This is a genomic window from Pseudomonas sp. TE3911 (assembly GCF_054062775.1).
Window position 1 is genome coordinate 5,918,920 of record NZ_JBSSFP010000001.1, and the last position, 21,703, is coordinate 5,940,622.

The following is a 21,703-nucleotide window of genomic DNA, read 5'->3' on the forward strand; positions in this document are numbered from 1 at the left end:
TTCACCGCGATCGGGAGCAAGCCCCCTCTCACATTGACGACTGCATTTCAGCTTGAAATCAGCGTTGAACCACTCGCAAGGTGTTCTGCTCTTTCGGCAGAACCCGCTTGGCAATCACGTAGTTCTTGTCCCAAAACGGCTTTTTCAACGTGTCGATGCTGACCGACTTGCCACGACGCGGTGCGTGGATAAAACGGTCATTGCCCAAGTAGATGGCAACGTGATTGACCTGGCGGCTCTTCAATTTGAAGAACAGCAGATCACCTGGTTTCAGGTCCTTGCGATCAACCTTCTGCCCGTGGCCGGCGGCCATGGCATTGGAAGTGCGCGGCAGATCCACGGCGGCTACGTCGTTGAACGCATATTTCACCAGGCCGCTGCAGTCGAACCCTTTACTTGGGCTGCTGCCGCCCCAACGATAAGGTGTACCGAGCACGTTTACGGCGCGGCTGAGGACGTTGCTGCTTTGCTTGGTGTTGACTGCCACGAGGCCGGGAACTGCTTTACCGTGCGCCTTGCTCAATTGAGTCGGGCGGCTGACGGTCGGCTTTACCGATTTGGCAGTGCTTGGCGTGCTGTGGACTTTAGGGGTGAAACCGTTAACGTTCGGAAGTCGTTGCTCACGATTGGTGGCGTGGGCGGCCAGTGGCATTAATAGGCAAATGGTTAGCCATGTCTTTAAAAATGGTCGCATTAGGCGTGGCTCTTATGGGTTTGCGCGCAACTTTATAACAGCTTTTTGTGTCGTTCTCAGGCCGTTTGTCGACTGAACCTTGACGTCAAAATCAGGAAATACGCGACGATTCGCCGCAATTGTCCTACACAGGTCAGGTGGCATAAGGCTTTCAGGGCAGTGAAGATACCATTTGCCGTACGTCGGGCGCCCGTAAAAAAGTCACAAAGAAAATGAAAAAATTTATCTATCGAAGCAAAAGAGGTACGTCATGAACACCTATCAACAGGTTGGGCCGCAACAAGACACCCACAGCAAGGTGATCGGTTACCTGCTCTGGATTTTCGGGTTTACCGGCGCGCATCGTTTTTATTACGGCAAACCTGTCACCGGGACGATCTGGTTTTTTACCCTTGGCCTGCTGGGTATCGGCTGGCTGATCGACCTGTTCCTGATCCCGGCCATGGACCGTGAAGCCGACCTGCGCTTTACCGCCGGTCCCATCGAATACAACGTGGCGTGGATTCTGTTGGCGTTTCTGGGGGTGTTCGGCGTGCACCGCATGTACCAGGGCAAATGGATCACCGGCCTGATCTACCTGCTGACCGGTGGCTTGTTCCTGGTGGGGGTGCTGTATGACTTCTGGACGTTGAATACCCAGGTTTCGATCCGCAATGCAGAGCGCAACGGGGGACGCTGATTTCTCAGGCTTTATAGAGAACTAAATGTGGGAGGGGGCTTGTCCCCGATAGCGGTGGATCAGTCAGCTTATCTGGTGCTGACCCACTGCAATCGGGGGCAAGCCCCCTCCCACTTTTTTTGCGTGCCCGCTTTAGGCCTGGTAGCTGATGCGCCCATCCACCAAGGTGTAGCGCACGCTCGCCGGCAGGCTATGGCCGATGAACGGGCAGTTTTCACCCTTGGACAGCCAGTGCTCCCCGGCAACCGTGGAGCTGGCCGTGTCAAACAGCACCAGATCCGCTGCGGCGCCCACGGCCAATTTGCCGGCCGGCAGGCGCAAGGCTTCGGCCGGGCCAGCGCTCAGGCGCTGGAGCAGCGTCGGCAAGTCGAGCAGGCCATCCTCCACCAGCGTCATCGCCAGTGGCAGCAACAGCTCCACACTGCTGATCCCCGGCTCGGTCGCGCCAAACGGTGCCAGCTTGGCATCGCGCTCGTGGGGCTGGTGGTGGCTGGAAATCGCCGAAACCACACCGGATTTGACCGCGGCACGCAAACCGTCACGGTCGGCCAGGGTGCGCAGGGGCGGTTGCACGTGGTACAGGCTGGAGAAGTCGATCAGCGCTTCATCCGTGAGGATCAATTGGTACAGCGCCACATCCGCAGTCACCGGCAGACCGCGAGCCTGAGCCTGTGCAATCAGGGCCACGCCCCGGGCACTGGTGAGTTGGCTGAAGTGCGCGCGTACGCCGCTTTGTTCCACCAGCAGCAGGTCACGGGCAAGAGCGACGGTTTCGGCGGTTTCCGGAATACCCGGCAGGCCGAGGAAACTGGCGACGGCGCCTTCATGGGCCAAGCCGCCTTCGGCCAGGTCGCGGTCCTGGGAGTGGAAGATCACCGTCAGATCGAAGGTGGCCGCGTATTCCAGGGCGCGGCACAAGGTGCGGGTACTGCGAAAGCTCTCCAGACCGTTGCCGAAGGCCACGCAACCAGCGTCGCGCAGGGCGATCAATTCGGCGAGTTGTTCGCCTTCCAGACCTTTGCTCAGGGCGCCGATGGGGAACACTTTGCAATTGCCAGCTTCGCGGGCACGGTCGAGGATCAGCTCGGTCACGGCCGACGTATCGAGGATCGGCTTGGTGTGCGGTGGGCAGCACAGGCTGGTCACGCCACCGGCCGCAGCGGCGCGGGTTTCGCTGGCGATGCTGCCTTTACGGCTGTAACCCGGCTCGCGCAGGGCGACGTTCAGGTCCACCAGCCCAGGCGCGGCCACCAGACCTTTGGCGTCGATGGTCTGGCTGGGGCTGAAATCGCTGGGAGCGGCGCCGATGGCGATGATCTTGCCGGCTTCCAGATGAAGATCGGTGACTTGATCCAGGCCACTGGCCGGGTCGATAACGCGAGCGCCAAGAATGCTGAGCTTCACTGGGCGTTCTCCTGCTCGAATTGACGTTGCGCGGTTTGCCCGCTCATGGCCATGGACAACACCGCCATGCGCACGGCGATGCCGTAGGTCACCTGGTTGAGAATTACCGACTGGTTGCCATCGGCCACCGCCGACTCAATCTCCACCCCTCGGTTGATCGGACCCGGGTGCATCACGATGGCATCCGGTTTGGCGCCGGCCAGGCGCGCGGTGGTCAGGCCGAACAAGCGGTAGAACTCACCCTCGCTCGGCAGCAAACCACCGGACATACGCTCGCGTTGCAGGCGCAACATGATCACCACGTCTACATCCTTGAGGCCTTCGGCCATGTCGGTGTAGACCTTCACGCCGTACTGCTCAATGCCGATGGGGAGCAGGGTTTTCGGCGCGATCACGCGAATGTCCGGGCAACCCAGGGTTTTCAGGGCCAGCATGTTCGAGCGTGCTACCCGCGAGTGCAGGATGTCGCCGACGATGGCCACCGATAGGTTTTCAAAGCTGCCCTTGTGCCGACGGATGGTGAGCATGTCGAGCATGCCTTGGGTCGGGTGGGCGTGACGGCCGTCGCCGCCGTTGATGATCGCTACCTGCGGGCACACGTGCTCGGCGATGAAATGCGCGGCGCCGGAGTCGCCGTGGCGCACCACGAACATATCGGCGGCCATGGCTTCCAGGTTACGCAGGGTGTCGAGCAGGGTTTCGCCCTTGCTCGCCGACGAAGTGGACACGTTCAGCGTGATCACGTCGGCCGACAGTCGTTGGGCCGCTAGCTCAAAGGTGGTGCGAGTGCGGGTGGAGTTTTCGAAGAACACGTTGCAGATGGTTTTGCCGCGCAGCAACGGGACTTTCTTCACCGCCCGGCCACCGACTTCGAGGAATGAGTCGGCGGTGTCGAGGATTTCGGTGAGCAGTTCGCGGGGCAAACCGTCGAGGGACAAAAAGTGTTGCAACTGGCCCTGAGCATTGAGCTGCAGCGGGCGCTTGGCATCTAGAGGCGTCATCGCGGGGACTCTTTACAAGGCGGTTTAAAGGGCGAGGTCTTGCAGTTCGAGTTCGAGCGGCGTTGGACCGGACAATTTTACCCGTTGCTGGGCTTGCAGCGACAGGGTCGCGCCAACCACATCCGGGCTGATAGGCAACTCGCCGGCGTCCAGATCCAGCAGGCAGACCAGCGTGATGCTGGCCGGGCGGCCGTAGTCGAACAGCTCGTTCATGGCGGCGCGGATGGTACGGCCGCTCATCAGCACGTCGTCGATCAGCACCAGGTGCTGGCCTTCAATCTCGAACGGCAGGGCGGACGGGCGCACTTGCGGGTGCAGACCGTTCTGGCTGAAGTCATCACGGTAGAAGGACACGTCGAGGGTGCCCAGTGGCGAGTCGCTGCCCAGTTCGTCCAGTAACGCCTGAGCGACCCACACACCGCCGGTGCGAATGCCGATAAAGCGCGGTTCGCTGATTCCGCGGTGTTCCAGGTGCGCTTTGAGGCGTAATGCCATCTGGCTGATCAGTTCGGCGGGATTGGGCAGGCTCATGGTGGCTCCTTCAAGGCCTTGCTGTAGGCAAGTTCCGGGCTCAAACGTAAGAAGACGCGGCAAGCCGCGTCAGTCAGGATTCAAATAAAGCGGTGTTTTCGTCCAGCCAGCCCTGCAACAGCAAGGCGGCGGCGATGGCGTCTACGGGGTTTTCGCGGTAACTGCCCTTCTGGCCGCCACGGTCGCGGCGTTCACCCTTGGCTTCAAAAGTGGTCAGGCGTTCATCGTGGGTATAGAAGGGGATGTTGTAACGACCATTGAGGCGACGGGCGAATTTTTCGGCGCGCAGGCACATGTCGCTGGGGGTGCCGTCCATGTTAAGGGGCAGGCCGACCACCACCGCGTCGGGCTTCCATTCCTTGATCAGGGCTTCGACCTGATTCCAGTCCGGTATGCCGTTCTGGGCCTTGAGGGTGCACAACTCGCGGGCCTGGCCGGTGATCACCTGGCCGACCGCTACGCCGATCTGTTTGGTGCCGTAGTCAAAACCGAGGATCAGACGCAAGGCCATCAGGCGTGCCCCGCCTGGCTGGTCAGCAGGCTGAGGTTGACCCGCAACTTGGCGGCGGCCGCTTCCAGGCGCAGTTCACTGGCCGTGTTGAACAGGATGTCGGCGTCGAAGGGGCAGGTCAGCCAGGCATTGCTGGCCAGTTCGGCCTCCAGTTGCCCTGCTTCCCAACCGGCGTACCCCAAGGTGATCACGCTTTGCTCTGGGCCTACACCGTCGGCGATGGCGAACAACACGTCCTGGGAGGTGGACAGCGACACACCGTCCAGGTCCACCGTGGCCTGGAACGTCGGCCCGGTCGGGTGCAGCACAAAGCCGCGATCAGTTTGTACCGGCCCGCCGATGTAGATCGGCACCGATTGGCAACGGGCCGGCGGATCGATCTCCGGACGCAGTTGCTCAAGGATATCGGCGAGGTTCAGCGCTTGCGGGCGGTTCACCACCAACCCCATGGCACCATTGGCCGTGTGCTCGACGATGTAGGTCAAGGTCTGCGCAAAGTTCGGGTCGGCCATATGGGGCATGGCGATCAGGAATTGGTGCTTGAGGTAGGTCGGGCTGACATTTTTCATGTCCGCTAGTGTGGCGTTGGAGGGGCGAACTGACAAGCTGGAGTTACCTGTGGCAGGACATGTCTGATCAGTTGCTGGAGAGCCGATCGCCCTTGGCAAACTTCCAGGTACGGATGATTTCCAGGCGGTCCACGTCATTCAGGTCGCCGGTAAACGGGGCAAACGGCGCGGCCAGGCGCACGATGCGTTGGGCGGCCTGGTCCAGCAGCGGTTGGCCGGAGGACTCCAACACCTGCACTTCATATAAGGTGCCGTCGCGGTTGATCGATACCAATAGACGCAAGTTGCCGTAGATCTGCTGGCGCCGCGCTTCTTCCGGGTAGTTGAGGTTACCGATGCGCTCGACCTTCTTACGCCACTCGTCTTTATACCAGGCACCTTTGTCGCGCATGGTCGAGGCGGCATTCAAGCGGTAGATGCGTGGGCGCTTGGCGTACAACTGCTGTTCGTTAGCCAGTTCGGCTTCCAGGCTGGAGATTTCGTCGGACAGGGTCGAGCTGTCGAAGGTAGGCGCCGGTTTGACGGGCTCCGGCTGCGGCTCGGTCTTGGTCTTTTCGCGTTGGACCGGAGCTTTTTGCGGTTTGGGTGCGATGGTGGCCACCGTAGGCTTGGGCGTAGCCTGCTTGACCTCGGGCTTCGGCGCAGGAGGTGGCGTGACTTTATTGACCTTGTTGTCCTGGAACGGTGCCAGTTCGGTGGTCTTGGGGATGGCTTTCTTGTCGAGGGTGCCGCTGCCCTGTTGATTGTCCTGGGCTAGAAAATCTGCCTTCTCGGGCTTCTTTTCACTCTTGAACGTGGCCAGGGTGATTTCCAGGGTCTTGGTGATCTGCTTGGGTTCGACCATGGTGAAGCCCACGCCAAGGAGCAAGGCCAAATGAATCAAGGCAGCCAGAAACAGGGTAAATCCGAGCCGATCAGCCGGGCGCACGCCGCTGTGGGAGAGTTCGGGGGGCAGATCGGACGGGAGTGTCATGACAAAAGAACCAACATCGCGCGTTTCACAGGTGGCGCATGATAACGCAATGTTGGTGTGTGTCCGGCTGTTCTATATCACTTGGCTGCGAGCTTGCGCTCAATGGCGGCCATCAGCATTTCGCCGATGTTCGTGCCAAATGCATTGTCTATCTCGCGAATACAGGTCGGGCTGGTGACGTTGATTTCGGTGAGATTTTCACCAATTACGTCAAGGCCTACAAACAGCAGGCCTTTTTCCCGCAAGGTCGGGCCAACTTGGCTAGCGATCCAGCGATCCTTATCCGATAAAGGCCGTGCTTCACCGCGCCCACCTGCCGCCAGGTTGCCTCGGGTCTCGCCTGCCGCCGGGATACGCGCGAGGCAGTAGTCCACCGGTTCGCCGTCGATCATCAGGATGCGCTTGTCGCCGTCCTTGATTGCTGGCAGGTAAGCCTGGCCCATGATCTGCTGGGTGCCCAGGGCGGTCAGGGTTTCCAGGATCACCGACAGGTTCGGGTCGCCAGCGCGGTGACGGAAGATCGACGTACCGCCCATGCCGTCCAACGGCTTGAGGATCACATCGCCGTGTTTGGCGGCGAATTCACGCAGCACATCGGCGCGGCGGCTGACCACGGTCGGCGGTGTGCACTGCGGGAACAGTGTGGCGAACAGCTTTTCATTGCAGTCGCGCAGACTTTGCGGCTTGTTGACGATCAGCACGCCGGCGCGCTCGGCCTGCTCCAGCAGATAGGTGGAGTAGACGAATTCCATGTCGAACGGCGGATCCTTGCGCATCAGGATCACGTCCAGGTCGCTCAGGGGGCTGTCGATTTCGTCCGAAAGCTCGAACCATTTTTCCGGGTTGGCGAACACCTGCAGCGGGCGCATGCGCGCGCGGGCCTCGCCGTCGCCCTGGTACAGATCGCGCTGCTCCATATAGAACAGGGTCCAGCCGCGGGCCTGGGCGGCCAGAAGCATGGCCAGCGAGCTGTCCTTTTTATAGGAAATGCTGGCGATAGGGTCCATGACAATGCCGACGCGAACGCTCATGGGGGATTTCCTCTAGCAAATTGGGCGCATAAAAGTGGCGTCAGAGTGGCGCTGCGGCTGTTGTGGGTCAAGGAAAAACCACCTGGCGGGTGCCTCGATAGATTGCTCTCCGAGACTGTGCTAAAAAGACTGCCACAGCGCAGCAGCCCTTGAAATCCAAGGCCTGCGGCGATCATCCTGTGCAACATCAGGCAGTACACACCGAAAACCGACTCGCTGTGGCGATGGTAGAGCAGATATGGAACAGCATTCCAACGCCTTGAGAGTGATGGTGATCGACGATTCGAAAACGATCCGCCGCACCGCCGAGACGCTGTTGAAGAACTCGGGGTGCGAGGTCATTACGGCCATCGACGGTTTCGATGCCCTGGCGCGGATTGTTGATCATCACCCGCACATTATCTTTGTAGACATCATGATGCCGCGCCTGGATGGTTATCAGACCTGCGCCCTGGTGAAGAACAACCCGGCGTTCAAGTCGATTCCGGTGATCATGTTGTCCTCCAAGGACGGTCTGTTCGACAAGGCCAAGGGGCGCATCGTGGGTGTCGATCAGTTTTTGACCAAGCCTTTCAGCAAGGAAGAACTGCTGGGTGCAATCAAGGCCTATGTGCCGGGGTTCGCCGCAGTAGAACAAGCACACTGACGCCGCCCCACAAGGGCCGGCGCCGACCAATGTAGTGGGGAAAACCATGGCACGTGTTCTGATCGTCGACGATTCGCCGACCGAAATGTACAAACTCACCGGCATGCTGGAAAAGCACGGCCACCAAGTCCTCAAGGCCGAGAACGGTGCGGACGGCGTGGCCCTGGCTCGCCAGGAAAAGCCCGACGCAGTGCTGATGGACATCGTGATGCCTGGCCTCAATGGCTTCCAGGCTACTCGCCAACTGTCCAAGGAGCCGGAAACCAACGGTATCCCGATCATCATCATCACCACCAAGGATCAGGAAACCGACAAGATCTGGGGCGCGCGCCAGGGTGCAAAGGACTACCTGACCAAGCCTGTGGACGAAGAAACCTTGATCGCCACCCTGAACAAGGTGTTGGCCGGCTGACGGCACGCCATCATGACCGAGTCGCAAACCGCCTTCGAGTTGCTGCTGGACATCGACCGCCGCTGCCGCCTGCTGGCCGCCGACCTGCCGTCCCAGGAAACCCGCCTGCAACGCTGGAGCGGTATCGGCTTTCGCCTGGGGCAACATTGGTATGTGGCGCCCATGGGCGAAGTAGCCGAAGTCCTGCATGAACCACGTTGCACTTTAATGCCTGGGGTCAAGGCTTGGGTCAAAGGGGTTGCTAACCTGCGCGGGCGCCTGCTGCCGGTGATGGACCTGGGTGGCTTCCTCGGCCTCGCGCTGTCCAAGGCGCGCAAGCAACGGCGGGTGCTGGTGGTGGAATACAACGATCTGTTTGTCGGGCTGCTGGTGGATGAGGTGGTGGGGATGCAGCATTTTGCACAAGACGCCTTGCTGGCGAACACCAGCCCTGGCGCGCCGTTTATCCAGGGTCACTTCGAGGGTGATCCGCTGTGGCAGGTCTTCAGCCCCTTCGCCCTGGCCCAGGCCCCAGGCTTCATGGATGTCGCCGCATGACCACCGCTACCACGCCCAAACCCCAGGCCGGCTCGCGCAGCCGTTCACAGATCATCGTGCTGTTTATCGCACTGATCGTGTTCATCATGCTGCTGTTCGCCAACTTCGCGTACCTCAACACCCAGTCTACCTACGACAAACAGTACATCGGCCACGCCGGTGAACTGCGCGTGCTGTCCCAACGCATCGCCAAGAACGCTACCGAGGCCGCCGCTGGCAAGGCCGCTGCTTTCAAGCTGTTGGGAGATGCGCGAAACGATTTTGCCCAGCGCTGGGGCTACCTGAAAAAAGGCGACCCGCAAACCGGCTTGCCCGCGGCACCCAGTGCGGTCCGTGCCGAGATGCGTGCTGTGCAGACCGATTGGGAAGCGCTGCTGAAAAACACCGACGCGATCCTCGCCAGCGAGCAGACCGTACTGTCCCTGCATCAAGTGGCTGCGACCCTCGCTGAAACCGTGCCGCAATTGCAGATGGAGTCGGAGAAGGTCGTCGACATCCTGCTGCAACGTGGCGCCCCGGCCAGCCAGGTGGCCTTGGCCCAACGCCAGTCGCTGCTGGCCGAACGTATCTTGGGTGCGGTCAACACCGTGCTGGCCGGCGACGAAACCGCCGCGCAGGCCGCCGACACCTTTGGCCGTGATGCCGCCCGCTTTGGTCAGGTCCTCAATGGCATGCTCAACGGCAACCCTGGGCTGCGCATCACCCAAGTCGAAGACCACGATGCCCGCGCGCGGCTGGCGGACATTGCCGAGCTGTTCGAATTTGTCTCTGGCTCCGTGGATGAAATCCTCGAAACCTCGCCGCAGCTGTTCCAGGTGCGTGCCTCGGCGAGCAATATTTTCAACCTGTCGCAAACCCTGCTTGATGAAGCCTCGCACTTGGCTATCGGGTTCGAAAACCTCGCCAGCGGGCGCAGTTTCGACACCATCGGCGGGTATGTGCTGGGCCTGTTGGCGCTGGCCTCGATCATCCTGATTGGCCTGGTGATGGTGCGTGAGACCAACCGCCAACTGCACGAGACTGCCGAGAAGAACGAGCGCAACCAAAACGCGATCATGCGCTTGCTGGATGAAATCGAAGACCTGGCCGACGGTGACCTCACTGTGACGGCTTCGGTGACCGAAGACTTCACCGGCACTATCGCCGACTCGATCAACTATTCCGTGGACCAACTGCGCGATTTGGTCGCGACGATCAACCTCACCGCCGGCCAGGTCGCCGGTGCTGTGCAAGACACCCAGGCCACCGCCATGCACTTGGCCCAGGCCTCCGAGCATCAGGCCCAGCAGATCGCCGAAGCCTCCACCGCAATCAATCAGATGGCCCAATCCATCGACCAAGTGTCGGCCAACGCCGCCGAGTCTTCGGCAGTGGCGGAGCGCTCGGTAGAGATCGCCAACAAGGGCAACGAGGTGGTGCACAACACCATCCACGGCATGGACAACATCCGCGAACAGATCCAGGACACCGCCAAGCGTATTAAGCGTTTGGGTGAATCGTCCCAGGAGATTGGCGACATCGTCAGCCTGATTGACGACATCGCCGACCAGACCAATATCCTCGCCCTCAACGCCCGCCATCCAGGCGAGCATGGCCGGGGATGCCGGGCGCGGTTTTGCGGTGGTGGCCGATGAGGTGCAGCGATTGGCCGAGCGCTCGTCGGCTGCCACGCGGCAGATCGAAACCCTGGTGCGGGCGATCCAGACCGACACCAACGAGGCGGTCATCTCCATGGAACAGACCACCACCGAAGTGGTGCGCGGTGCACGGCTGGCCCAAGACGCGGGCGTGGCATTGGAAGAGATCGAAGGCGTATCGAAGACCTTGGCGGCGCTGATCCAGAGCATCTCCAATGCGGCGCAGCAACAGACGTCCTCGGCAGGGCAGATCTCCCTGACCATGAACGTGATCCAGCAAATCACTACGCAGACGTCGTCGGGTTCCACCGCCACTGCCGAAAGCATCGGCAATTTGGCGAAGATGGCGAGCCAGTTGCGCAGGTCGGTCTCGGGTTTCACCTTGCCTGCGGCCAAACAGGTTGATGATTGAAATGCAGTCAAAGTGTGGGAGGGGGCAAGTCGAATCGTCGCACCGCCCCTCCCACATGTGATCTCCATCTGTCTGGAGATCCAGGCAACCCACGAATTCTAAGCGGAGCAGTTATGGTTGATCGGCACGACTACGTGGCCCTCGAATGGGTCAAGGGCGACATTGCCGAAACCCTGAAACAGGCCCGTTCGGCGCTGGATGCGTTTGTCGAAACCCATGACGATGACGTGATCAGCCAATGCCTGTCCGGTATCCACCAGGTGCATGGTGCGCTGCAAATGGTCGAGTTCTATGGCGCAGCGCTGCTGGCCGAAGAGATCGAAGAACTGGCCCTTGCGCTAAAGGCCGGGCGGGTCAGTCAGCGCGATGAAAGCATCCGTCTTCTGCAACAGGCCCTCGGCCAACTGCCGCTGTACCTCGACCGCGTGCACAGCGCCCGTCGCGATCTGCCGTTGGTGGTGCTGCCGCTGCTCAACGACCTACGCAGCGCACGGGGTGAAAGCCTGCTCTCGGAAACCAGCCTGTTCAGCCCACAATTGCTGTCGATCGCGCCGCTGCCCGATGAAACCCTGACCCAGCGCGCGCCGCCTGAGCTGCATGAGCAATTGCGTCAATGGCACCAGTTGCTGCAACAGGCGTTGGCCGGACTGCTGCGTGAAGACCACGGCCCAAGCAATCTGGAAGACATGGCGCGGGTGTTCGCACGCCTCGAAGCCCTCTGCCAGGGCGCGCCGTTGTTGCCGTTGTGGCAAGTGGCCTCGGCGCTGGTCGAGGGCATGCTCACCGGTGTGGTCGCCAACAGCCCGGCTTTGCGCAGCCTGCTCAAGGCCAGTGACAAACAACTCAAGCGCCTGCTCGCCCAGGGCATAGGCGGCATCAACCAATCTGCGCCGGATGAGTTGCTCAAGAGCCTGTTGTTCTACGTCGCTAAAGTCACCCGGCCAACGCCGCGCATGCAAAGCCTGAAAGAGCGATACGGCCTGGATGAAGCCTTGCCCGACAGCACGGTGGTCGACGCCGAGCGCGCCCGCCTGGCCGGGCCGGACCGCAATGCCATGGGCTCAGTGCTCGGTGCGTTGTGCGAGGAACTGGTGCGGGTCAAGGAACGCCTCGACCTGTTCGTGCGCAGCGACCGCCAACACACCAGCGACCTTGATGCGCTGCTGGCGCCGCTGCGGCAGATCGCCGATACCTTGGCGGTGCTGGGGTTCGGCCAGCCGCGCAAAGTCATCATCGACCAGCTTGCGGTAGTACTGAGCCTGGCCCAAGGCCAACGCGAACCCAACGACGCCGTGCTGATGGATGTCGCTGGCGCGCTGCTCTACGTCGAAGCCACCTTGGCCGGAATGGCCGGCACCGTCGAGCCGGAAAGCCGCGAAGAAAGCCGCCTGCCCACTACCGACCTAACCCAGATTCACCAGTTGGTGATCCGTGAGTGCTGCCAGTGCCTGAAGCAGGCTAAAGAGCTGGTGATCGACTGCATGGAAGCCGACTGGGACCGTCAGCGCCTGGAATCGCTGCCGGAGTTGCTGAGCCAGGTGCGTGGCGCGTTGGCGATGATTCCGCTACCGCGTGCAGCGAGCCTGATGCGCGGCTGCACCGACTACGTCGATGAGCAGTTGATGGTCAACGAAGGCCCGCCGGCAGAGGCGCAACTGGAGCATTTTGCCGATGTGATCAGCAGCTTGGAGTACTACCTCGAACGCATGCTCCAGGACCCCGACGCTGCTGGCGAGCGGGTATTGGAACTGGCCACCCAAAGCCTGGCGACGCTGGGCTATCTGCCCGCCGAGAAACCCTGGCGCCAGGCGTTGGTCGCCCCCGATGGTGCGTTGTCGAGCGAGGTCACGCCCAGCCAGTCGCAGTTCGACGCACTGGCCAACCCTACCTCGCGCCTCAACCCGCCGGCCCTGCAACGCCCCGGTAGTCTGCTACCGCCGCCAGCCGATGAAGCGCCTATCGACGATGAACTACGCGAAGTCTTCCTTGAAGAGACTGACGAAGTTCTCGAAGTGCTGCACCGCCACCTGCCCAACAGCGCGGACAAAACCGCCCAAGGCGAAATGCGCCGCGCTTTCCACACGTTGAAAGGCAGTGGCCGCATGGTGCGCGCCCTGGTCCTGGCCGAGTTGGCCTGGGCTGTTGAAAACCTGCTGAACCGGGTGCTGGAACGCAGTGTGGCCCTAGGCCCCGAGATCCAGCAGGTGCTGGATGACGCCGTGGCCCTGCTGCCGGAGTTGATCTCCGATTTTGCGACGGACGACCAACACCAACGCGACGAGGTCGACGCCTTGGCCGCTCGCGCCCACGCCTATGCCAGCGGCGGCGCCCTATCTGCTGGCGAACCCCACGACCCGATGCTGCTGGAAATTTTCCGCAACGAAGCCCAGAGCCATCTGGACAGCCTCAACCACTTCCTGCAACAGGCCGCCGAGCATGTGCCGCTGCAGGTCAGCGATGAGCTGCAACGCGCGCTGCACACTCTCAAGGGCAGTGCGTACATGGCCGGCGTGTTGCCGATTGCCGAGCTGGTGCGCCCACTGGATCACCTGACACGCGAATACAAGGCCCATCGTCTGCCGCTGGACCTGGACGAGGTGGAGTTACTGCTGGAAGCCGAAGCTCTGTTCCAGCGTGGCTTACGCCAACTGGATCGCGACCCTCTGGTGCCGATCAGGGGCGCGGCCGACTTGATTGGCCGCACCCAAGCCCTGCTTGACCATCAGTTGGCAACGCTGCTCGACGCGCCCAACACCGGCTTGCGCATCAAGCGTGACCCGCAACTGATCGCCAACTTTCTGGCCCAGGGCATGGATATCCTGCTCGACGCCGAAAGCCTGCTGCGTCGTTGGCAACAGCACCCTGGCGAGCGCCAGGAACTCACGGCGTTGCTGGATGAACTGACCACGCTGGGAGAAGGGGCACACATCGCCGACCTGCATCCTATCGACGAACTGTGCGAAGCCTTGCTCGACCTCTATGGCGCGGTGGAAGAGAGCAGTCTGGCCGTCAGCGAGCGGTTTTTCCGGGAGGCCGAACAGGCCCATGAAGCGCTGATCAACATGCTTGACCAACTGGCCGCCGGGCAGGAAATCAGCCTGGCCCCGGCACGGGTCGAGGCCCTGCGCGAATTGCTGGACGGAGCCCTGGACCCGTCCGCCACCGGCCTGATCAAAAGTGACGGTAACCGCGCCCTGAGCATCGCTGAACTCGGTGCCGCCACCGCGCAGTTGGAGCATGAAACGGCGATGGACGATGAGATCGTCGAGATCTTCCTCGAAGAAGCCGTGGACATTCTCGACAGCGCCGGGCAGTCCCTCAAGCGCTGGCTGCTGGAGCCCGAAAACGCTGCACCGTTGTCCTCGTTGCAGCGCGACCTGCACACCCTCAAGGGCGGCGCGCGCATGGCTGAAATCGGCCCGGTGGGCGATCTGGCCTATGAGTTGGAATGCTTTTACGAAGGCCTGGTTGACCGTCGCTACAGCTACAGCGCCGAGTTGTCTCAAGTGCTGATGGCCAGCCATGAACACCTGGCCTTGCAGCTGGAAGAACTGCACCACCACCAGCCCTTGAGCGACAGCGTCGAGCTGGTTGCCAAGCTTCGGGAGCTGCGACAGAGCAGTACGCCCGCGACCCAGGCGCCAGCGCCTGAAACGGCGGGCGCCGACCCGGAATTGCTGGATATCTTCCTCGAAGAAGCGGCCGACATTCTCGACAGCTCGGGCAGCGCGTTGCTGCGCTGGCAGGCCGAGCCGAACAATCGCCAGGAAGTCGAAACCCTGTTGCGCGACCTGCACACCCTCAAGGGCGGCGCGCGCATGGTCGAGATCGGGCCGATTGGTGACTTGGCCCATGAGCTTGAATTTCTGTACGAAGGGCTGTCCGCCGGTTTGCTCGCGCCGTCGGCTGAGCTGTTCGCGCTGCTGCAAGGCTGCCATGACCGCCTGGCGCAGATGATCGACGCCGTGACGGATGGGGTGCCGGTGGGCTCAGTGGACAAGCTCATCGAACGCATCAAAAGCCTGGTGCACCCCAGCGTAGAGCCAGTGGTGCCGGTGGCGTTGCCCGCAGGCAAGGCCGAAGCGGTCGCTGATCCTACCGCCGACATGGTGAAAATCTCCGCCGACCTGCTGGACGATCTGGTCAACCTGGCGGGTGAAACCTCGATCTTCCGTGGCCGCATCGAACAGCAGGTCAACGACGCGCGCATTGCGTTGAACGAGGTGGAAACCACCATTGAGCGAATGCGCGATCAACTGCGCCGCCTCGACACCGAAACCCAAGGTCGCATTCTCAGCCGCCAACAGGCCGAGGCCGAACGCCTGGGCTACGAAGACTTCGATCCGTTGGAGATGGACCGCCATTCGCAGTTGCAGCAACTGTCCCGCGCGTTGTCCGAATCCGCCTCCGACCTGCTCGACCTGAAGGACACCCTCGACCGTCGCAACGAGGATGCGCACGACCTGTTGCAGCAACAGGCACGCATCAACACCGAGTTGCAGGAAGGCCTGATGCGCACGCGCATGGTGCCGTTCGAGCGTATGTTGCCGCGACTCAAACGTATCGTGCGCCAGGTGGCGGGCGAGTTGGGCAAGGACGTGGAATTCATCGTCGGCAATGCCGAGGGTGAGATGGACCGCAACGTGCTTGAACGCATGGCGGCGCCCTTGGAGCACATGCTGCGCAACGCCGTTGACCATGGCCTGGAGTCCCGCGATGTGCGGCTGCTGGCCGGTAAGCCGGAAAAGGGCCGCATCACCCTGGACCTGACCCACGAAGGCGGCGATATCGTTTTCGACATGCGCGACGACGGCGCCGGCGTGCCCCTCGAAGCGGTGCGGCGCAAGGCGATCAAGCGCGGGTTGCTCGCCCCTCATCAAGAGATCAGCGACCGCGACGTGTTGCAGTTCATCTTGCAGCCGGGGTTTTCCACTGCGGAAAAGATCACGCAGATTTCCGGGCGCGGCGTGGGCATGGACGTGGTGCATGAAGAAGTGCGCCAGCTCGGCGGCTCGATGTTCATTGAGTCGACGCCGGGCGAGGGCGTGCATTTTCGGATTCGTCTGCCGTTCACCGTGTCGGTCAACCGCGCACTGATGGTGCAGTGCGCCGACGACCAATACGCAATCCCGCTCAACACCATCGAAGGGCTGGTGCGTGTGCTGCCCCATGAGCTGGCGGGGCACTACCAGCAAGATCCGCCGCGTTATGAATACGCAGGTCAGCGCTACGAACTGTTTTACCTCGGCGACCTGCTGCATACCGTGGCCCGTCCGAAACTGCTGGGCCAGTACCAGCCGGTGCCGGTGCTCTTGGTGCAGTGCAATGAGCGGCGTGTGGCGGTGCATGTGGATGCCATGGCCGGCACGCGGGAAATCGTGGTCAAGGGCCTGGGGCCGCAGTTCGCGGGGGTGCAAGGCTTGTCCGGCGCGACCATCCTCGGCGACGGCCGCGTGGTGCTGATTATCGACTTGCTGGCGCATATCCGCGCCCGCCAACCAGCCTTGCCGGCGCAGTCGGTGGATGCGCCACTGATCCTCAACGACCCGTTGAAAAAACGCCCCTTGCTGGTGCTGGTAGTGGACGACTCGGTTACCGTGCGCAAAGTCACCAGCCGGCTGCTGGAGCGCAACGGCATGAACGTGCTCACTGCCAAAGACGGCATCGACGCCCTGGCTGTGCTTGAAGAACACACCCCAGACTTGATGCTGCTCGACATCGAAATGCCGCGCATGGACGGCTTTGAAGTGGCCACGCAAGTGCGCAACGACCCGCGCTTGATGCGCCTGCCGATCATCATGATCACCTCCCGCACTGGCCAGAAACACCGCGACCGCGCCATGGCGATCGGCGTCAACGAATACCTCGGCAAGCCGTATCAAGAGTCGGTGCTGCTGGAAAGCATCGCCTATTGGAGCAAGTCCCATGCTTGACCACCGCACCAGCCAACTCACCGGCCTGCTGCTGCCCCTGGCCGACCGTCACCTGGTACTGCCCAACGTCGCCATCGCCGAGTTGATCGACTTCCAACGCGGCGAACCGGCCAGCGACGCACCGCCGTGGTATTTGCGGCAAGTGACGTGGCGGGATCGGCAGATTCCGTTGATCAGTTTCGAAGCCGTGTGCGGCGAGGCCAGCGTGACCGGCGAACGCTCGCGGATCGTGGTGTTGAATGCGCTGGGCGGGCGGACGACGTTGAAGTTTATTGCGCTGGTGATCCAGGGTATTCCGCGGTCGTACAAGCTCGACAGCGAGTTGAGCTATGTGGACGTGCCGCTGTGCCCGCTGGAACTGGCAGCGGTGCAGGTGGGGGAACATGTGGCGAAGGTGCCGGATTTGATGGGGCTTGAGGCGCTGCTGGTGGAGTCCGGGTTGGCCTGAGTGGCGCATTCTCCATGAGAAATGAAAGGCCCCTGTGGTGAGGGCGGTTTCCCGTTCAGAGACGCTGCAGCAGATGAAAATCAGCAATCAGCATACCCGCGAGGTACACCATCAAAATCACCACGCCGGCGTCCAACAAACGCCAGACCTTTGCCGAACGAAATAGCCCCGTCAACCTTTGGCATCCCAACGCCAAAACCACAAACCATACCAGCGACGCGGTCATTGCTCCGCCGGCAAAGAACGCTTGTTGGCTGACGGGCTTTGCCGCACCAATAGAGCCAATTAGCACCACGGTATCCAGCCAAGCATACGGATTGGCAAATCCAAGTATCACCGCCGTGCGCAGTAATCCGCGCTGTGAGGTGAGGTTGCTTTGAGTATCTGGCATCGACTGGTTACGCACACAAGCCAATAACCGCTGCCAGCCAAACCACAACAGATAGGCCGCTCCCGACAGCAGCAGTAACGCCACCAAACCTGGCTTGCTGCCGAGCAACGAGCCCAAGCCCATGACCCCAAGAGCGATGAGGATGATATCGGCGAACACGCATACCGCCACCACACCCCAGACAGGGCTGCGACTGACACCCTGGCGAATAACCAGGGTGTCCTTCGGTCCAGGAGCGGCGAACAGTCCGATGCCCAGTAGAAGACCTTCGAGATAAAAGACGTTGAGGTCTGGAGTCATGAAGTGCTCGACCGCCTGGGTATCAGTTCAATTGAAGGGGTTGATTACCGAAACCGGTATGGCGCGCGTTGGCGGCGCTTTTCAAGTCGATCGGCTGGTGGCGGAAAAAGCCTTTCAGTTCCTGCTCTGCATCAGGGTTGACGAAGTAAATGAGAGAGCTGCGTGGCATTGGTCTCCGAGGAGTCAGAACCGCGTGGTATGCAGCGGAAATTGCATAGTCTGAGAGGTCAGTCAGTAACGATCCGGCCAAGATTGCAACCTCGTTCTCCAAGAGGCGTACCGGCTCCAGCGAGCTGCCTCGAACCAGGACGAGGCCATCACGAGTCGGCTTGATAAATGACAACAGATGACCATCCTCATGAGGGTCCTGAGCAAACTGGCGCTGACCCGACCCGGAATTAGCTCCATAGACACACAGTTGCAGATAGGACGTTGCACGCAAAGAGTTCAACGAAGTGGCTCCAAACTCCGCGCAAATTCCGTCCATCAATTCCTGGGCAAGCTCGCTGATCTGTTGTTCAAAAGCATTAACGGCGGCAAAAAATTCACTTCGTGTGAATTCAAACGCTCTTCGTTTTGATGACTGCGCAGGCCAGTAACAAAATCGCTCACACAGGTCTGGCTGATCCTCAAGGCTCGAGTACTCAGCGCCAAAGGGGAAAAATCCATCGGTGTCTTTCGCGAAGGAAAACGAGGCCTTGGTGGCTGGCGATATTGCGGAGTATCCCTCAACGATTTTTTTGTAATCCAGCAGCATCGCTTCTGATATTTGCAGGGTGCCAAAGCCTGTTTGAGCAACGGATTTACAGCACGCTTTGATGTGGTTCATGGCTATATCCAAAGGTAGATGTAAAGGAATGCAACAAACACTGGGTTCGCAAGCAGGCGAGAAACTACGACACTGGATATGACTGACTAAAAGGGCCCCATCCATGTCCTTCACAACTTCGCCAGCAGGCGGCGAGTGTGCATGGTTCAAGACACGTGGCGGCGGACAGGTTGTCTTTTTTGGCGGACAAAGAAATGACGTTCACCTAAAAATGGGAACCGCAAACTTCGTATGAATATAAGAACGCGAGATACCCTCAGGTCGCTGGTTGCACGGCGCAGCCGAGAGTTGGGCAAGCCCCTGACTGCGCTGGCCAAGGAGGCGGGAATTTCCAGAACCTACCTGTACGGTCTATCGGCTGGAGCTTCCAGGGACCCGTCGGTGCGCACGCTGATCAAGCTGGCGAAGGCATTGCAGGTTTCTCCCTTGCTGCTGTTTCGCTACTTCGCTGACCTGACAGGTGCGCCCGGTAATGCGTGCTCAATGGCTACCACCAATCGGGCTGCAGGTATTGATGATCCGGAGGACGTTGCGGTGTTCAATGCCGATGTCACGACGCCTGATCAAACCGTCGTGTTGCCGGGGGAAGTTTTTCAGAAAACCTGGGAGATTCAGAACCTGGGCACACGACCCTGGCGCGGGCGACGACTGGTGCGTGTTGATGGGGAATACGTTATTGCCCGCCGCGCAGATCCACAAGGCCAGTTGGAGGTAGTGATGGATATTCATCTGCGCAGCCTGCACAGCGAGCTCCCGATTGCCGATACGCTGCCGGGCCAGCCGGTGCATATCAGTGTGGAATTTGCAGCACCCAGGGAGACTTGTACGGTGGCTTCAGTCTGGAGAATCGAGGATGAACAGGGGAAACCTTGTTACGGGCCTGCGTTCATTTTGCATGTGGTGGTTAACGTCATGGCACGTTGAGCGTCCGGTCGGATTTTTCCTTAATCAATCCGCGCAAACGGCTCAAGCATCGGCTGCTCCCGATGCTCGGCCTGCCACAAGTCGTAGGCGCTTTGCATCGATAATCATAACTGCGCAGTACTTACGCCGACTCGCTCCAACCGGACGGCAAGGTCCGGGCTTACGGGGGCGTGGCCATGCAAGATCCTTGAAAAAGTATCGCGGGCGAAGCCAAGGCGCCTGGCCATTTCGGTGATAGCAATACCGAGGGCCGGGACTACATCCTCAAGCAGAATTTCGCCTGGGTGAGGTGGGTTGTGCATACGCAGATTGGGTTTAGAGTTCGGATTCACGATGGTCGCCCGTGGTGGGCTTGGACGAAAAAAGGCTAGAGAGACAGGTTCCGAGCAACAACCTGAACATCTTGTAGGAATGGAGTGCGGTTATTGTCGGCGAGTTCTGCATTTGGATTTATCGGGTTTCCAGGCCTGAGCGCGGTGGCTAAGTTCTACGCTCCTCACTGCCACCAAGGCCCCGAAAATGATCGTACCGTTAATGCCGCCTGGTGTTTCAATACTTGAAAACATGGCGACAGCCAAGTGCAAGGGCACTCATCTCAAGCCCGGTTCGGCATTCGCCTATTCGTGGTTTTATTCCCAGGTTCGTGCAGCCGGTCCATGGAACTACAAGAAGCGAGGGCGTCAGTACGAAGCTTTTGGTAATTTCAATTATGGTGCTACAGGTACGGTACTCGGTATTCCCGAGCATGTTCTGTTGCGGGCAGCCGGCGTCGCTCAAACATTCGCAAAAACCACCAAGCCGGAGTTTGGATCATGGTGGGGCGGTGACCCTTTTGGCGATGATCCCCAAGATCAATATTGGATAAAGAGGGGGATTGAGTATGCAATTTCTCAGGGCCACTAAGGGGCTCTTGCCGGTCCTGCGTAACTGTCTTCTGGTGGCCTGCCTGATATACATCGGGGGCAATTGGATCATGTCATCCGGTACGCCTGACCTGGACGAAGTGGTTTTGAAGCACTCCTTGGGCAATGGCAGCTCAATTTATGGTGCGCGTGACGGGCAGGGCGGCGCGACGGTGGGCTTTTCCTACAGGTACTACGTGCATAAGGACCTGCGTAATGATCACGAAATACTCACGTCACTGGTCTCGGCACATCCATTTCTAAAAACCAAAGAGCCTGATGTGCAAGTGAACCAGGTGGATGGAGTCATCCACCTCATTGTCCGTGGGGAGGTTTATGAGTACCGCAGCTACCCGCTTGAAGCTTTGGGGGCTGTGAGCATCGACATGAGGTTGTAGGCCTGCTGGCTTCGGATTTTTCCTGCACGATTTTGGGCCGTGCATGAACTTGTCGCGTGCAGTCCGCGCGCCTAGTCTTCGGCGCACCAACGCCCATAGCCATTCAACGGGTGTTTTTTATGCCTGCTGTATTTGTTATGGCGGCTGTGCGTGGGAGATCCTTCGGGGTCTGCCGGGGTCCGATATGCCCGGTCTTGCACACCGGCGCACCGCTGCCACCTTAATTCGCGTGCAAGCGAAAGAGCGCAGCCTCCATCACATATCGGCGTTGTAAATCATGGTCAAACCTACCCCCAATCCTCCCGCAAACCTCTTCACCGTAAACCCCCACCAAAACACCGAAACCCTGCTGGTCAACGCCAGCGAAACCCTGTCCTCCCTCAACGCACTCACCTGCAACCTGGCCTTCGACCTGGACACTTCCCAGCGCGCCATCTTGCTCGGGATCCAGCAAATGGCCGAGTTGGGGCAGTTGTTGGTGGATCGGGCGCTGGAGCAGGTCAGCCCTTCGCTGTAAAAGGTCCCAAGCAGGGACTGATCA

The 21,703-nt window shown here is 60.4% G+C and carries 20 protein-coding genes and 2 pseudogenes; 11 read left to right on the plus strand and 11 right to left on the minus strand.

Translation table 11 applies throughout. The features are described from left to right. Positions 1-58: 58 nt before the first annotated feature. Positions 59-694: a C40 family peptidase gene (locus tag ACVWXD_RS26910; RefSeq protein ID WP_032884130.1), complete on the minus strand. Its 636-nt coding sequence runs from the start codon at positions 692-694 to the stop codon at positions 59-61. 250 nt (positions 695-944) lie between these two features. Here ACVWXD_RS26910 and ACVWXD_RS26915 point away from each other — a divergent pair, with 250 nt between their 5' ends. Beyond that, on the plus strand, positions 945-1,373 hold the full coding sequence (locus tag ACVWXD_RS26915; protein WP_027606088.1) for an NINE protein: 429 nt from the start codon (positions 945-947) through the stop codon (positions 1,371-1,373). Positions 1,374-1,505: 132 nt separating this feature from the next. Here ACVWXD_RS26915 and ACVWXD_RS26920 read toward each other — a convergent pair whose 3' ends face one another. The 7 genes from ACVWXD_RS26920 to gshB all read right to left on the minus strand — a co-directional run bounded on the left by ACVWXD_RS26920 (position 1,506) and on the right by gshB (position 7,393). Then, the gene (locus ACVWXD_RS26920) at positions 1,506-2,777 is read right to left on the minus strand and encodes a dihydroorotase (protein ID WP_032884129.1); all 1,272 of its coding nucleotides are present in this window, start codon (positions 2,775-2,777) and stop codon (positions 1,506-1,508) included. Beyond that, positions 2,774-3,778, minus strand: coding sequence for an aspartate carbamoyltransferase catalytic subunit (locus ACVWXD_RS26925; protein ID WP_015886339.1), 1,005 nt, complete (start codon positions 3,776-3,778; stop codon positions 2,774-2,776). Before ACVWXD_RS26925 ends, ACVWXD_RS26920 begins: the two co-directional genes overlap by 4 nt. A 24-nt stretch (positions 3,779-3,802) precedes the next feature. Then, the gene (pyrR, locus tag ACVWXD_RS26930; RefSeq protein WP_122756283.1) at positions 3,803-4,309 is read right to left on the minus strand and encodes a bifunctional pyr operon transcriptional regulator/uracil phosphoribosyltransferase PyrR; all 507 of its coding nucleotides are present in this window, start codon (positions 4,307-4,309) and stop codon (positions 3,803-3,805) included. 73 nt (positions 4,310-4,382) lie between these two features. Continuing rightward, the gene (ruvX, locus tag ACVWXD_RS26935) at positions 4,383-4,820 is read right to left on the minus strand and encodes a Holliday junction resolvase RuvX (protein WP_457371521.1); all 438 of its coding nucleotides are present in this window, start codon (positions 4,818-4,820) and stop codon (positions 4,383-4,385) included. Continuing rightward, entirely contained in the window at positions 4,820-5,389 is a 570-nt protein-coding gene (locus ACVWXD_RS26940) for a YqgE/AlgH family protein (RefSeq protein ID WP_032884125.1), read from the minus strand. Before ACVWXD_RS26940 ends, ruvX begins: the two co-directional genes overlap by 1 nt. Before the next feature lie 67 nt (positions 5,390-5,456). Then, a complete protein-coding gene (locus ACVWXD_RS26945; protein WP_032884124.1) occupies positions 5,457-6,362 on the minus strand; it encodes an energy transducer TonB in 906 nt (301 codons plus the stop codon). A gap of 77 nt (positions 6,363-6,439) precedes the next feature. Next, positions 6,440-7,393, minus strand: coding sequence for a glutathione synthase (gshB, locus tag ACVWXD_RS26950; RefSeq protein ID WP_032884123.1), 954 nt, complete (start codon positions 7,391-7,393; stop codon positions 6,440-6,442). A 238-nt stretch (positions 7,394-7,631) separates the two neighbouring features. Between gshB and pilG the strand changes: the two genes are divergently transcribed. The 6 genes and pseudogenes from pilG (at position 7,632) to ACVWXD_RS26980 (ending at position 17,418) form a co-directional block, all read left to right on the plus strand. After that, positions 7,632-8,039, plus strand: a complete 408-nt coding sequence (gene pilG, locus ACVWXD_RS26955) for a twitching motility response regulator PilG (protein ID WP_095185125.1) — start codon at positions 7,632-7,634, stop codon at positions 8,037-8,039. A 46-nt stretch (positions 8,040-8,085) separates the two neighbouring features. Then, the gene (pilH, locus tag ACVWXD_RS26960; RefSeq protein WP_014720320.1) at positions 8,086-8,451 is read left to right on the plus strand and encodes a twitching motility response regulator PilH; all 366 of its coding nucleotides are present in this window, start codon (positions 8,086-8,088) and stop codon (positions 8,449-8,451) included. Between the two features lie 12 nt (positions 8,452-8,463). After that, positions 8,464-8,988, plus strand: a complete 525-nt coding sequence (locus ACVWXD_RS26965) for a chemotaxis protein CheW (RefSeq protein ID WP_032884121.1) — start codon at positions 8,464-8,466, stop codon at positions 8,986-8,988. Then, a pseudogene (locus ACVWXD_RS26970) lies at positions 8,985-11,037 on the plus strand (methyl-accepting chemotaxis protein). Before ACVWXD_RS26965 ends, ACVWXD_RS26970 begins: the two are co-directional and overlap by 4 nt. Before the next feature lie 113 nt (positions 11,038-11,150). Further along, positions 11,151-16,970 carry an Hpt domain-containing protein gene (locus tag ACVWXD_RS26975; protein WP_457371522.1) on the plus strand — a complete coding sequence of 1,940 codons (5,820 nt, stop codon included), beginning with the start codon at positions 11,151-11,153 and terminating at the stop codon, positions 16,968-16,970. Further along, the gene (locus ACVWXD_RS26980; protein WP_032884118.1) at positions 16,963-17,418 is read left to right on the plus strand and encodes a chemotaxis protein CheW; all 456 of its coding nucleotides are present in this window, start codon (positions 16,963-16,965) and stop codon (positions 17,416-17,418) included. Before ACVWXD_RS26975 ends, ACVWXD_RS26980 begins: the two co-directional genes overlap by 8 nt. A 55-nt stretch (positions 17,419-17,473) precedes the next feature. On the opposite strand, the gene ACVWXD_RS26985 is transcribed toward ACVWXD_RS26980, so the two are convergent. Both ACVWXD_RS26985 and ACVWXD_RS26990 read right to left on the minus strand, forming a co-directional pair. Further along, the gene (locus ACVWXD_RS26985) at positions 17,474-18,109 is read right to left on the minus strand and encodes a LysE/ArgO family amino acid transporter (RefSeq protein WP_032884116.1); all 636 of its coding nucleotides are present in this window, start codon (positions 18,107-18,109) and stop codon (positions 17,474-17,476) included. Between the two features lie 22 nt (positions 18,110-18,131). Further along, positions 18,132-18,938 carry a 2OG-Fe(II) oxygenase gene (locus ACVWXD_RS26990; RefSeq protein ID WP_260367829.1) on the minus strand — a complete coding sequence of 269 codons (807 nt, stop codon included), beginning with the start codon at positions 18,936-18,938 and terminating at the stop codon, positions 18,132-18,134. A gap of 288 nt (positions 18,939-19,226) precedes the next feature. On the opposite strand from ACVWXD_RS26990, the gene ACVWXD_RS26995 reads away from it, so the two are divergent. After that, the gene (locus ACVWXD_RS26995) at positions 19,227-19,862 is read left to right on the plus strand and encodes an NBR1-Ig-like domain-containing protein (protein WP_242461392.1); all 636 of its coding nucleotides are present in this window, start codon (positions 19,227-19,229) and stop codon (positions 19,860-19,862) included. 20 nt (positions 19,863-19,882) lie between these two features. Here ACVWXD_RS26995 and ACVWXD_RS27000 read toward each other — a convergent pair. Continuing rightward, positions 19,883-20,170, minus strand: a pseudogene (locus ACVWXD_RS27000) (HigA family addiction module antitoxin). 211 nt (positions 20,171-20,381) lie between these two features. Here ACVWXD_RS27000 and ACVWXD_RS27005 point away from each other — a divergent pair. The 3 genes from ACVWXD_RS27005 (at position 20,382) to ACVWXD_RS27015 (ending at position 21,679) form a co-directional block, all read left to right on the plus strand. After that, positions 20,382-20,765: a polymorphic toxin type 44 domain-containing protein gene (locus ACVWXD_RS27005; RefSeq protein WP_457371523.1), complete on the plus strand. Its 384-nt coding sequence runs from the start codon at positions 20,382-20,384 to the stop codon at positions 20,763-20,765. Next, entirely contained in the window at positions 20,743-21,162 is a 420-nt protein-coding gene (locus ACVWXD_RS27010; RefSeq protein WP_032884113.1) for a hypothetical protein, read from the plus strand. The genes ACVWXD_RS27005 and ACVWXD_RS27010 overlap by 23 nt, the downstream gene beginning before the upstream one ends. Before the next feature lie 277 nt (positions 21,163-21,439). After that, a complete protein-coding gene (locus tag ACVWXD_RS27015; protein ID WP_457371524.1) occupies positions 21,440-21,679 on the plus strand; it encodes a DUF6124 family protein in 240 nt (79 codons plus the stop codon). The last annotated feature ends 24 nt before the right edge of the window (positions 21,680-21,703 follow it).